The following is a 12,373-nucleotide window of genomic DNA, read 5'->3' on the forward strand; positions in this document are numbered from 1 at the left end:
ACGCTTATGTCCTATGTCCACTCGGTCCACCTCCTCCGACTCGGCCGCTGACTTCACTTCGCGCGCGACCACTGCGCTAGCTCGTCTTATCGCCGCCGGTCATCGCCCCGCTGCACTCATCGGCTCCTGGTTCGGTTATCGCGCGGTTCTCGCCGCTAACGTCGAGCTCACCGCCTGCGATTCGGCAGCGCTTTTCACCAGCCCCGACCCCGATGCGTGGATATTTGGGTTCCGCCCCTACTCCGGCACCAGCGCGCATGGGATCGCTGCCTGCGTCGCCTTGCTTGCCGACGACGGCACGTGGCATTTCGACGGCCCCGGCACCGGTGACCCCTTAAATCCGGATTTCCAAGCCATTCAGGAGGCCATCACTTACTCGCGCGAAAACACGCGTGACGACGCACTCCCCGCGGCCACACCACTGGAGTGGGATCAAGGCGACCGAGAACGCCACCAGCTTGCAGTGGAGAACTGTAAGGAAGCAATTGCCGCGGGCGAGGTGTACCAAACCTGCATCTCTACACGCTTTCACGCGGAGCTGAATGCGGGATCGGGCACGAACGTCGATGTGGACAACGCTGCACTAGCCCACGCCGGCGCGTGGTTTTCCTCCCGCGTGGCGCAGTATCAGCCGGCTCGAGCGGCATTCTTGCCCGGCAACCTCGATGCTGGAATTCCAATTCTGGCCTCGCTGAGTCCTGAGGAGTTCCTCATCCGCGCTGGCACAAGCGTGACTGAAACTCCTATCAAAGGCACGATTCCCGCTGACCGGCCCCCGCATGAGCTGTTGCGCAGCGATAAGGATGTCGCCGAGAACATCATGATTGTCGACCTGGTGCGCCACGACCTCGGCCAGGTGGCCAAAACTGGCACTGTGAAGGTCACGGATCTGCTCAGTGTGCGTCCGGCACCGGGCGTGTGGCACCTGTTTTCCACAGTTTCCGCGGAACTTCCCGATCAGCTCAGCCACGCTGAGCTGATCGATGCCTGCTTCCCACCGGCCTCAGTCACCGGTACACCGAAGCTGCGAGCAATTGAGCTTCTGCGCGAGTGGGAACCCGAACCCCGTGGCGCTCACTGTGGCGCGATTGGTGCGGCCCACGGGGATGCACTTGAGCTCAATGTCGCCATTCGTACCGCTGAGTACGCAAAAGACCCGAACTCGGGGAGAGTTCGGGTCGAAGCTGGCATCGGCGGTGGCATCACCATCGGGTCTACGCCCGAGGGCGAATGGGCCGAGATTGAGGCCAAGGCCGCACCGCTGCTGTTGGAAAGCTAGTTGCGCAATTTACGAGCACGGCGGCGTTCGCGCTGTTCGGCCGCTTCCGCCACGCGGCGCTCGCGAGCCATGCGCAGGGCAAACTGACGCTGTTCCTTGTCATCGAGGTACATCGGATCGTCGGAAAGCCCCTTAACCAGCGCCACCATCAGCGCCAAGATAACAATGACGAACGGGCTTGCCGCCAAAATGGTGATGTTCTGCAGGTTGGACAGGGCATCGCTGCCGCCGGTGACCAATAGGACAATCGCAATCAGAGCGGTGAAAATACCCCACATAGCAGTGACCGTGCGCGATGCTGTGAGTCGACCGAACTGGCTCATGGTGCCCATCACCGTGGAGGCGGAGTCCGCCGAGGTAATGAAGAAGGTAGCCAGCAGAACCATTGCGATGACGGAAGTAATCGCACCACCCGGCATGGAATCCAGCAGGTTAAACAGCTGACTCTCGGCCGAACCGTCACCGTAGATGGACGCGCCCTCCTGCTCGCGGGTAATGGCGGTGCCACCAAAGATGGAGAACCATACCGCAGAGACAATCGACGGAACTGCGACGACGGTGAAGACGAACTCGCGGATAGTACGGCCGCGAGAAATGCGCGCGATGAACATACCGACAAACGGCGACCAGGAGATCCACCAGGCCCAGTAGAAGATTGTCCACGACGAGAGCCATTCGCCGGCGGTACCGTCAGCGGAAGCGCTGGAGCGGGCGGCCATCTCAAAGAAGGAATTCAGGTAGCTACCAATAGAAGTCGGAATCAGGTTCAGAATCACCACGGTAGGGCCGAGGACCAACACCAGCAGGGCCAGCAGGCCAGCGGCAATCATGTTGAAGTTCGAGATGTACTGAATGCCCTTGCCCACACCCGACAGCGCAGAAGCCAAGAAGGCACAACCCAGAATGAGGATAAGACCAATCCACAAACTTGTGCCCTTGATGGCAGTGAAACCGTTGATCTCCAAACCAGCGGAAATCTGCAGCACACCAACACCGAGAGAGGCTGCCGTACCGAAGACGGTGGCAAAAATCGCAAGTGCGTCGATTAGCTTGCCCAACCATCCCTCAGCGCGACGTGCACCGATGAGCGGAATGAACGCCGCGGAGATTAGCTGCTTACGACCAAGACGGTAGGTCGAGTAAGCAATGGCGAGGCCGACGATGGCGTAGAGCGACCACGGGTGCAGAGTCCAGTGGAACATCGTCGATGCCATGGCGGTACCGACTTCCTTTGGCTGGTGACCCGGTACACCTTCGCGGTAGAAGGTCAGTGGCTCAGCAACGCCGTAGAACATCAGACCGATGCCCATACCGGCGGCGAACATCATGGCAATCCAGCTAGGTGTGGAAAACTCTGGTTTCTCGGCGTCCTTGCCCAGGCGGATGTGACCGAACTTGGAAATTGCGATGGACACAATAAAGAAGACAAAGACGGTGCTGGCCAAGATAAACAGCCAGCCGGTGTTCTCCACAACCCAGTTCAGAGAACTAGATGCAAACGTCGAGAAACTATCCGGCCACGCCAGGCCCCAGACGATGATTGCCAGAATTGCGACAACGGCGGGGATGGTAACCCCGAGGTTCACGGGAGCGTGAGAATCGTCGGCCCTGACTTCGCCGACGACTGACTCCCCTACTTCTTGTTGTATTTCATGCTCTGGTGGATTCGTCATTCCTCCACCATGTCCACCATTGACCTGGGATTTCAACTCAGGGTGTGGATTCTCTCAGGTTTTCCTCATTTCCCGTCTGAATTACAAAACTCCCAATAACAGCGTTTACCCTGTTCACTGGCGTGCGCTGGAACATTTTCTGGCACAAAGTAACAATCGGCTAACGATTTCCCTCACGAGCAGCCAAAACCGCCTGATAGAGATCACGGTGCTTTGTCATTCCAGCCTCTGCCGCAACCTGCTTCGCGGCATCCTTCAGCCGCATGCCATCAGCCACAAGCTCCTCCACGCGGTCAACCAAGTCCTCCGTGGATACCTCCGTCGCCTGCTGCCCCGCGCCCTCAATCACCACCGTAATTTCGCCGCGGACACCTTCCTCCGCCCACGCAGCCAGCTCTCCCAGCGTCGCACGGCGAGTCTCTTCAAAACGCTTGGTCAGCTCACGGCTTACCGACGCGCGCCGCTCCTCACCCAAAATCTCCGCGGCATCGGCCAACGTAACAGCCAACCGATGCGGCGACTCAAAGAAACAACAGGCCCGCTTCTCTGTCTTCAGTGATTCCAGCCAGATCCGGCGCGCCCCCTGTTTACGAGGTGCAAAACCATCGAAGCAAAAGTGGCCGACGCCCAACCCGCTGAGAGCCAATGCGGTAGTCACCGCGCTCGGCCCCGGTACGCAGGACACGGGCACGCCCGCGTCGTGAGCAGCCGCCACCACAGCCAGGCCAGGATCCGACACCACCGGCATCCCCGCATCGGTCACCACAATGACTTTCTGTCCCGCCTTCGCCGCCTGAATCAGCGACTCAGTGCGGCTCTCTTCGTTGTGATCGAAGTTTGAAACAAACTTCCCCTTGGGGGAAATGCCCAGCGCTGTGGCCAGGTTGCGTGCTCGCCTGGTGTCTTCCGCGGCGATGATATCGGCGTCGATAAGCGCACCGCGCAAGCGGTCGGAGGCATCGGCGATATTGCCCAGCGGCGTTGCCACCAGAGTGATGCCAGGGGCCAGCGTCATTGCCTCGCTAAGAGGCGCGTTCTCGTGCGGTTGGAAGTTCGATGCCGAATGCGTCATGATTCCATAGCTTAAACTGACATTCGTGACCGATGCCGCTTTAACCCCACCACCGGAAACCGAGCGCCGCGCGAAAAAGCGTTTCCTGCGCCCGATTCCCCCGGTGCCCTCGCTGCCGCCACTGCGGCGGTGGGACAAATGGGATACCGCCACTTTTGTGGTTCTCGGAATCGTCGCAGCGCTAACCCGTTTCATCGGGCTTGCTGCCAAGACCGACAATGGCACCCCGCTCTTCGATGAAAAGCACTATGTGCCGCAAGCATGGCAGATTCTGGAGTCCACCCGCGACCCCATCTCGTCTGGCATTGAGGACAATCCCGGCTACGGTCTGATTGTGCATCCGCCAGTGGCCAAGCAGGTCATCGCCGTGGGCGAATGGATCTTCGGTTACTCACCAATGGGCTGGCGGTTTATGTCGGCGGTGTGTGGCACGCTGGTCATACTGCTGCTCATGGACATCGTCCGACGCATCTCTCGCGGCTCGCGGTTGGCAGTGGGTATCGCTGGTCTCTATGCGCTTGCCGACGGAGTGCTGTTTGTCTCCTCCCGGGTCGGCATGCTGGACATGATTCAGACCTTCTTCATCATCGCGGCCGCGTGGGCACTTCTCATTGACCAGGCCGATGCCCGCAAGCGCCTGGAATCCGCCACGGAGCTAGGTAGTTTCGGCCCCTATCTCAGTTATCGCTGGTGGCGACTGCTCGCCGGCATCATGCTGGGGCTTGCCACCGGGGTGAAGTGGTCCGGTCTGTACTACATGGCCGCATTCGGCCTGTGGTCCGTCTTCACGGATCTGGTGTCACGCAAGAATGCCGGTGCGGACAAGCCCGTGCTCGGCGCGCTCGCCCGCGATACCGCCCCGGCGTTGCGTGATCTGGTGGTGGTTCCGCTGGGCGTTTACTTCTTAAGTTGGCGTTCCTGGTTCGCCGAAGAAACGTCGGTTTATCGCCATGTCTCGCCCGAAGAGCGCGATACGGGACTCCCCGGCACCGACTGGCTTCCCGAGGCCGTGCAGAACTACCTGCACTACCAAAACAGCGTGCTGAAGTTCCACGCCGAGCTGACCACCTCTAATGGCCACAAACACCCTTGGGAGTCCAAGCCCTGGGAGTGGCTGGTCAGCTGGCGCCCAATGCTCTACTACTCCACCGAAACCAACTGCAGTGGTGGCCAGGAGTGCAAGGGCTGGATGATGCTCTTTGGCACCCCGCCCATCTGGTGGTTGCTGGTCCCCGTGGTCCTGTGGGCCACATGGCGCTGGCTCGGCCGCCGGGACGGCCGCTACGCGCTGCCGGTCATCGGTTTCCTCGCCTCGTGGCTGCCGTGGGTCATCGGCTACGACCGTCAGATGTACTTCTTCTACGCCACCGCGCTGATTCCATTTGTACTCATCGCCTTTGCTCTGCTTGCCGACGATCTCTCACACTGGCGGCCCCGCGATAAGCCGGTGGGGTTAGTAATCGTTGGCGCACACGCCGCACTAGTGGTGGCCGCGTTTGTGTTCTGGCTGCCGATTTTGACCGGCTACCCGCTGCCTCTCAACCACTTCGATTGGCGGTTCTGGTTGCCGTCCTGGAGCTAGTCCCGCTGTGGCGGCACGCCTGTGACCGGCAACCCGGAGGCGGCTCGCCATGCCTGTGCGATTGCCGTCGGCGTATAACCGCCCAGCCACACAACGGCCAGTGTCAAAGCGGAGACAAACATCAAGGCCAGGCCAGCAATCTCAGATGCTCCCTGGGCGCCGATGAGAATGTCACGAATACCAAAACCAATGCTGAACGTGGCGACGGCACCGTAGACCGGCGCCATGCCCATGGCAGCGCGTGGCCGCCAAGCAGCCCAGAACAATCCCACTGCCAACGCAAGCCGAATTGCCGCGAGTTGGATGGCAAGGCGTGCTCCAAGCTCCATTGGGTCAACGGTGGCAGTGGAACCGTCGATAGGCGCTCCCGTGCTTGTTGCGATTCCTGCACCGTCCTGCGGCTGCGTCGAGGAAAGTCCGAGCGTCATCATGCCGGAGGCGTCGACCAGTGTCGCAATCCCCCAGACCGCCCAGCAAAGGCCCAGTGCAATGAGCACCCCGCGGGCGGTGCCGGCCATGAGCAGCCATGCGCGCTCACGCCGCCGGCGCTCCGGTTCGATGGAGACCAAAATGCGCTCCGAGAGATCATCCGTGGAAATCTCCGGCATACCATCGGCAGGCCCAACCGTAAGGGCGCGGTTCAGCCGCACCGCTCGCTCGTACCAAGCTCGGCACTCCTCGCAGGCCCCAAGATGGGCATCGATGACTTCATCGGCAATGCTTGCCTGCTCGCCATCGAGGCGAGCTGACAATGCTGCGCGAATTTCCTCGCACTCCACGGGGGATCTCCACCGCCTTTAACTCTTAAGGGGGTTGTACCTAATGAGGTCTTATCTGATGAGGTCTTACCTGATGAACTGCCTGTCCAAACTGAAACGGCCGGCCCCGAATACGAAAATCATCACCAGCCCACCGATGAGTGACATCACAAGCTCTGCACCGTTGTCGCGGATAAACAGGCCATTGCCCAAGTGCATCGACCACCAGGCACCAATCATCTCAATGATGAAGACCATCGCCACCGTCGGTGCCAAGAGTCCCAGAATCAGCAACGCGCCACCGACCAGTTCGACTAGAGCGACAACCCAGACCGTCAAGTGCGCCTGCGGGATATTCGCGGCGACAAAGTAACCGGTCGTCTTGTCGATACCGGTGATGAAAATCTTGTCCCAGCCATGGCAGATGAAGATAATTCCGAGTATCAGGCGGAGAATCACGAGCGCGATATCGCGCATTACCGGTCGATCCATGAGGGACATGCTACCCGACGGCACGGTCAAAACACGGTAGCACTGCGGCTGCGAGAGGCCAGCGACTTAAACATGCAAAAAGGCTTCTCCCAACCCCTCGGGAGAAGCCTTCCGCCAAACACACCCGGTGTGTCATGTCTTAGGTAGTGACATCGTAACAGGCCGAGTTTCTAACAAAAAATCGCGCTGACGTGCTCAGACAACTTTAAGGTTGTTCTACGGCTCAGCTCACAGGACTAGCTCACACGAGCCTGTGGCATTTCGTCATAATCGTCGTCATCAAAGCGGTAGTCAGTGTAGGCCAAATCTGCGAAATCCGGGTCCTCATCATCAAGCTCGACCACTACCGCGCCCGGACGGCGCAGACGCTGTGGAATTCCCAGCTCATCATCCTCGCGGTTACGCACGCCGAGGCGGGCCATCTTCATACGGCGAATTCGGCGAGCCCGCAGTTCCTGCTCTGCACGCACGGTGCGGCGCAGGTTGACCAGATACAGGGTCATCAAGCCGACACCGACCAGTGGAATCCACCAGGTCCAACCACCGGCGAAAGCAGCGATGATAACCGTGACTGCGATGAACGCCGCCAGCCCAGCAACCGAACGGCGGCGGCGGGCAAAGCGAGTCTCAGCGTACTGGGCATCCGAAATCGGATCGAACCCACCACGACCACGGCGCTTCTCAGCGAACGCGTAATCATCTTCGGTCAAGGTGTCATCGACAGCGACTGCGTCATCGTTGGACTCGACACTGTGGTCGCTGTCGTCCTCGACGGTCTCGTCGGGTTCCGCCTGCTCGTCTACGGTGTCTGCTGCCTCTTCAGTCTCAGAGAGAGCCTCAGCGTCCGCGTGCTCAGCGTCAGCCGCGGCACCGGAATCAGCGTCAGATTCAACGGCATCTTCGAACATCAAGTCATCGGCGTCGACAAACTGACGGCGAACGTCAACGCTCACATCGGAAGAGGACTCATCTGCACGAACCACGTCACCTTCGGCGGAGGCAACGGCGGAGTCAGATTCAGCATCCTCGTCATTAACGACAGCCTGCAGCGACTGGTCTGCAGACTCATCATCGGACACGTCCATGTCAGAGCGGTCAGAAGACTCAGCAGTGGCTTCCTCGGTAGCGGAATCATCCGCCTGCGGGGTCTCCTCCTCTGCATCTGCCGCTTCCAGCTCGTAGACGATATCGCCGTCAACGACGGCCGGGTCGGCCGCCTCGTCCACGGTGTCGTCGATAAGCACGTCGCTGACATCGAAGTCATCGTCGACCTGCGCGTCAACGGTTTCGAGAGAATCGTCGACTTCTTCGGCCACGCGCACGTCCGACTCCTTAAAAGACGGACGGCGGCGCGTCGTGGCCAACTCCTCGCCACCACGATGCAGCACGCGGGTCTTACCTAGCGCATCGGAGGTACGACGAATCGGCTTGCGCGTATTGACCACCAGCGGGGCCAGCACAAACAGCCACAGTACAACGATGAGTATCAGCAACAGTGAAGTTGACATATTTTGTGTCTCCTTGCGATTTCGCCCGGGGTTTCGCCGTCTCTCCCCGGCCCAAATACGCCACCCACATGCCCTTCCACAGAGGCATTTGCGAAGGCAGTCAGCGTATCTAGAGCGAATTCGCCCAATAGTAGAGTTGTCATCACCCTATCGGCGTGTGTTACTCAGACTACTCAGGCGCGCCGTTGCGGTGGGTATTTCTCCGCCTCTTCATATTGCGCGCGACCACTCGCCACGATGAGGTCCACTGCACTGTCCTCCCCCACCCGCGCATAGGTCAGATGATCGCGCCACGCGCCATCCATATGGAAGGCTTCCCGCGCCACGCCTTCGTACTCGAACCCACAGTTTTCCAGCACGCGTATCGACGGGACATTGCTGTCCAACACAGTCGCTTCAATTCGGTGGACGCCAACTCTCTTGGCATAATCCGACGCCAACGCCACTGCCGCAGTGGCGACCCCTCCACATGTAAAGCCGCTGCCGACCCAGTAGCCAATCCATGCGTGAGCGACGGGGAAAGGCGTAATACCGCCGAGTGTGAGCATGCCGGCGAACTGGCCGTCTACCTCAATGGTGGAGACAATCATGTCTCCCGCAGCCTCTGAACGACGCCAACTGCGCAGGTTACGGCGGAAAACAGAAGCCCTGTGGGCGTTATCCCAGTCGTCCTCGAGGGTTGGCTCCACGGGGCGCAAAATGGGCTCGTCGCGCAGCCGCAGTGCCCGCCATGCAGAGGCATCAGAGCGCTCTGGCACACGCAGGCGGACTCGGCCGCCACTGGTTACTAGACGAGAAGTACGCACAGCAACAATACTCGCGGTAGTGGAGTGAGGTTAGGCCTGGCGCGCCATGAACAGCACGTCAACTACATCTCCCGGACGCACGTGCAGCACGTCTTCCGGAATCACGATGAGGCTGTTGGCTTCCGACATACCGGCCAAAAGGTGGGCTTGCGCACCGCCGGAACCTCCCAGCGGCTGCACCATGTATTCGCCGGTCTCGCGGTCACGCATGAGCTGGCCACGGATGTAGCCACGGCGCTTCTCCGCCGACTCAATCGGGCCGACAGCACGAGCGGTGACAGCGCGGCGGCGGGGATTGCGCTTACCCAACGCCAGCCGAATGAGGGGACGAACCATGACCTCAAAAACGACCAATGCGCCGACCGGATTCGACGGCAGGAGGAACGTTGGAATCTTGTCATCTCCCAGCAGACCAAAGCCCTGGACCGAACCAGGATGCATAGCGATGCGGGAAACATCAACCTCGCCCAATTCAGCCAGCACACGGCGAATCTGCTCACCCGCGGCACCGCCGACAGCCCCCGTGATGACCAAAAGCTCACTGCGAATGAGCTGGCCTTCGATGATTTCTCGGATGCGACGGGGCTCACCGGTGGCAATACCCACTCGGTGTACCTCGGCCCCGGCATCGCGGCCGGCTGCAGCCAACGCGTAGGAGTTGACGTCGTAGACCTGACCGAGCCCCGGCGTGCGGTCAACATCGACCAACTCATTACCAATGGAAATCACGGACATACGCGGCTTGGGGTGCACCAAAACCTTCGAACGCCCCACCGCTGCCAGCAATCCAACCTGTGACGGCGAAATCACCGAGTCCAAGGACACAGCCACGTCACCCGGCTGCACGTCGTCGCCAACCTTGCGCACAAAGTCACCGGAGTAGACCGGATGGAGAACATTAACTCGACGGCCACCGCGGTCGGTCCAGTTTAGGGGCACGACGGCGTCGGCAAGCGATGGCAGCGGCGCACCAGTTTGTACGCGCACGGCCTGCTTCGGCTGTAGCCGCATCGGGTGATGCGAACCCGCTGTCACCTCACCGACAACAGGTAGCTCAACCTCGCGAAAATCAACATCACTCTGACGCGCATCCGGAGGTAAAGAACCAGATTCGCCGACGATATCGACAGCGCGCACCGCATAACCATCGATTGCTGACTGCACGAATCCCGGTAACGGCTGCTCAGCGATGACATCCTCAGCGCACAGCATGCCGAGGGATTCCGAAATAGCAACGCGCACAGGATCAGGCATCACAGCGTGTGCGGTGATTGCCGCCAACTGTTCTTCCACAGAACGCATGTTTTACCTTCCTCGGCACCAACCCGCGGTGCGCTTTATGGCTATTCAGCTTCTCAGTACAAGCCTCTATAAAAAGGCTTTAAGCCTGTTCATCCTGCGCCAGACGCTGCTGCATGTAGTCGCGCAGCCCCTCGCCGTAGTCCGGATGCCTGAGTCCAAAGTCTACGCAAGCACGAATGAAGCCACCAGGATTTCCCAGGTCATGGCGGAACCCCTTGTGAACGACCACATGAACCGGATGCCCCTCTTGAATCAGCAGCTCAATTGCATCGGTGAGCTGGTATTCGCCGCCCTTACCGCGCGGGATGCGACGCAGCGCATCGAAGATGGCGCGATCGAGCAAGTAACGTCCGACTGCAACGAAGTTGGATGGAGCATCCGCAGGGTCCGGCTTTTCCACCATGCCCTTGACTCGCTTCACATCGTCCCAGGCATCAGCGTCGGCCGCGTCAGCACCGAGCTCACCAGACTCCGCCGGGGTGGCGTCCTCAATATCGAAGACACCGTAGTTGTAGACCTCTTCATGAGGAATTTCCAGCGCACACAGCACCGAACCACCAAAGCGCTCGCGCACTTCCGTCATCCGATCCATCACGCCCACTGGGAGCACGAGATCGTCGGGAAGCATGACAGCAACGCTGTCCTCATCGTCTTCGAGCAGCGGCTCTGCGACCAGCACCGCATGCCCCAGGCCCAGCGGTCGATCTTGAACAACGGATTCCACGCGAATGACCTCGGTGGCGCGGCGTACCTTCGCTGCAATTTTGTCCTTGCCGCGCTCGGCGAGAGTCTGCTCAAGGTCCGGGCGCGGGTCGAAGTGCCCAAGCACACCATCCTTACTCGGCGCTGTGACAATAGCCAGGCGTTGCGCACCAGTGGCGGCGGCCTCTTCAGCAATCATCTCGATGCCCGGCGTATCAACTACGGGCAGCAATTCTTTCGGCACTGTCTTGGTGGCAGGCAAGAATCGCGTACCCATGCCCGCGGCAGGAACGATGACAGTTCGAACCGGAGTAGTCATGTCCGAACCAGACTCTTTAGACGATGAGACCATAATGGCAACGATACCTATATAACTTCCATTTGCTCGGAGGCTGACCCCGCTTTTTCAACGCATTAATCAGAAATTTTCTCCTGCGCTGACGACAGAGGTCGCTCCCCTACCTGACAGAGTAGGTTTGCAGGTATGGCTCCGCTTCCCGAAACCACGTCTGATTTCAAAGCCCGCACACGGCACGAGGTACTCGCCGCACGCGCCGCCAAGGGGCAGCGTGAGCGCATGCTTGACGACGAAGCACTGGTACAGCGGTTGCAAGAATGGTTATCCAACACCGTCGGCGACCTCGCAAAACCCGTCATTGCCGCTTATGTCCCCGCTGGTGACGAACCCGGCGCAAGCGTTTCTAGTTCGACTGGCGGTAAGCCCGGCCAGGGCTTTGTGGAGGCTCTGGCCAACGCGGTTTCCGGAGCACGAATTCTGCTTCCCGTCTGCCCGCCCGGTCCACCACAACCGCTGCACTGGGGTTACTACACCGGCAGCTTCAGCAAGGGTCGATTTGGACTCTTGGAACCTGTTTCGGTGGAAGACTCTGCTGGCCCAGCTGAGCTGGGTGTTGCCGACGCCATTATTCTGCCGGCAGTTGCGGCCGACCCCGCAACCGGGATGCGGTTAGGGCGTGGCGCTGGTTACTACGATCGCAGCTTGGTTTTCTCTCGACGCGACGACGATACGGCTGGGGTGAGAGCTGCGGCCATCGCTGTTGCGGTTTTCGACACCGAATTGCGCACGGAGCTTGCCTACGATGAGCACGACATTCCTGCTGATTATGTGATCACGCCAGCGGGGATTTCACAGATTTAATGGAACCGATTCCGGGATTTTCGCGCCTAACTTAATATGA

At 59.9% G+C, this 12,373-nt stretch carries 11 protein-coding genes; 3 read left to right on the top strand and 8 right to left on the bottom strand.

The window, feature by feature from the left end; translation table 11 throughout:
• The first annotated feature begins 13 nt into the window (after window positions 1-13).
• Window positions 14-1,279 carry an aminodeoxychorismate synthase component I gene (locus HMPREF3130_RS10540; protein WP_070429944.1) on the top strand — a complete coding sequence of 422 codons (1,266 nt, stop codon included), beginning with the start codon at window positions 14-16 and terminating at the stop codon, window positions 1,277-1,279.
• Here the strand turns inward: HMPREF3130_RS10540 and HMPREF3130_RS10545 are convergent.
• Both HMPREF3130_RS10545 and rsmI read right to left on the bottom strand, forming a co-directional pair.
• Window positions 1,276-2,952, bottom strand: coding sequence for a BCCT family transporter (locus tag HMPREF3130_RS10545; protein WP_070429945.1), 1,677 nt, complete (start codon window positions 2,950-2,952; stop codon window positions 1,276-1,278). The genes HMPREF3130_RS10540 and HMPREF3130_RS10545 overlap by 4 nt on opposite strands.
• 160 nt (window positions 2,953-3,112) lie before the next feature.
• Entirely contained in the window at window positions 3,113-3,967 is an 855-nt protein-coding gene (rsmI, locus tag HMPREF3130_RS10550; protein ID WP_187269939.1) for a 16S rRNA (cytidine(1402)-2'-O)-methyltransferase, read from the bottom strand.
• Window positions 3,968-4,049: 82 nt separating this feature from the next.
• Here rsmI and HMPREF3130_RS10555 point away from each other — a divergent pair, with 82 nt between their 5' ends.
• Window positions 4,050-5,606: a dolichyl-phosphate-mannose--protein mannosyltransferase gene (locus tag HMPREF3130_RS10555; RefSeq protein WP_070429946.1), complete on the top strand. Its 1,557-nt coding sequence runs from the start codon at window positions 4,050-4,052 to the stop codon at window positions 5,604-5,606.
• On the opposite strand, the gene HMPREF3130_RS10560 is transcribed toward HMPREF3130_RS10555, so the two are convergent.
• From HMPREF3130_RS10560 to HMPREF3130_RS10585, 6 genes are all read right to left on the bottom strand, one after another.
• Window positions 5,603-6,385, bottom strand: a complete 783-nt coding sequence (locus HMPREF3130_RS10560) for a zf-HC2 domain-containing protein (protein ID WP_070429947.1) — start codon at window positions 6,383-6,385, stop codon at window positions 5,603-5,605. The genes HMPREF3130_RS10555 and HMPREF3130_RS10560 overlap by 4 nt on opposite strands.
• 66 nt (window positions 6,386-6,451) lie before the next feature.
• A complete protein-coding gene (locus HMPREF3130_RS10565) occupies window positions 6,452-6,841 on the bottom strand; it encodes a DoxX family protein (protein WP_080969568.1) in 390 nt (129 codons plus the stop codon).
• 251 nt (window positions 6,842-7,092) lie between these two features.
• The gene (glpR, locus tag HMPREF3130_RS10570; RefSeq protein WP_016423263.1) at window positions 7,093-8,364 is read right to left on the bottom strand and encodes a divisome protein SepX/GlpR; all 1,272 of its coding nucleotides are present in this window, start codon (window positions 8,362-8,364) and stop codon (window positions 7,093-7,095) included.
• A gap of 173 nt (window positions 8,365-8,537) precedes the next feature.
• Window positions 8,538-9,170, bottom strand: a complete 633-nt coding sequence (locus HMPREF3130_RS10575; protein ID WP_048733595.1) for a GNAT family N-acetyltransferase — start codon at window positions 9,168-9,170, stop codon at window positions 8,538-8,540.
• Between the two features lie 30 nt (window positions 9,171-9,200).
• The gene (glp, locus tag HMPREF3130_RS10580; RefSeq protein ID WP_005511382.1) at window positions 9,201-10,472 is read right to left on the bottom strand and encodes a molybdotransferase-like divisome protein Glp; all 1,272 of its coding nucleotides are present in this window, start codon (window positions 10,470-10,472) and stop codon (window positions 9,201-9,203) included.
• A 79-nt stretch (window positions 10,473-10,551) separates the two neighbouring features.
• Entirely contained in the window at window positions 10,552-11,526 is a 975-nt protein-coding gene (locus HMPREF3130_RS10585) for a UTP--glucose-1-phosphate uridylyltransferase (RefSeq protein ID WP_016423265.1), read from the bottom strand.
• Between the two features lie 132 nt (window positions 11,527-11,658).
• Here HMPREF3130_RS10585 and HMPREF3130_RS10590 point away from each other — a divergent pair, with 132 nt between their 5' ends.
• Complete coding sequence (locus HMPREF3130_RS10590; protein ID WP_070429948.1) at window positions 11,659-12,333, top strand: 5-formyltetrahydrofolate cyclo-ligase; 675 nt, start codon at window positions 11,659-11,661, stop codon at window positions 12,331-12,333.
• Window positions 12,334-12,373 lie beyond the last annotated feature (40 nt).

The organism is Corynebacterium sp. HMSC14B06 (assembly GCF_001807075.1).
GTDB classification, from domain to species: Bacteria; Actinomycetota; Actinomycetes; order Mycobacteriales; family Mycobacteriaceae; genus Corynebacterium; species Corynebacterium jeikeium_D.

Bases quoted from the DNA above. Each gene is read 5' to 3' on its own strand.
- HMPREF3130_RS10545 (WP_070429945.1), bottom strand. From the start codon at position 2,952: ATGACGAATCCACCAGAGCATGAAATACAACAAGAAGTAGGGGAGTCA.
- rsmI (WP_187269939.1), bottom strand. From the start codon at position 3,967: ATGACGCTGGCCCCTGGCATCACTCTGGTGGCAACGCCGCTGGGCAAT.
- HMPREF3130_RS10590 (WP_070429948.1), top strand. From the start codon at position 11,659: ATGGCTCCGCTTCCCGAAACCACGTCTGATTTCAAAGCCCGCACACGG.
- HMPREF3130_RS10540 (WP_070429944.1), top strand. From the start codon at position 14: ATGTCCACTCGGTCCACCTCCTCCGACTCGGCCGCTGACTTCACTTCG.
- HMPREF3130_RS10565 (WP_080969568.1), bottom strand. From the start codon at position 6,841: ATGCGCGATATCGCGCTCGTGATTCTCCGCCTGATACTCGGAATTATC.
- HMPREF3130_RS10585 (WP_016423265.1), bottom strand. From the start codon at position 11,526: ATGGTCTCATCGTCTAAAGAGTCTGGTTCGGACATGACTACTCCGGTT.
- glp (WP_005511382.1), bottom strand. From the start codon at position 10,472: ATGCGTTCTGTGGAAGAACAGTTGGCGGCAATCACCGCACACGCTGTG.
- glpR (WP_016423263.1), bottom strand. From the start codon at position 8,364: ATGTCAACTTCACTGTTGCTGATACTCATCGTTGTACTGTGGCTGTTT.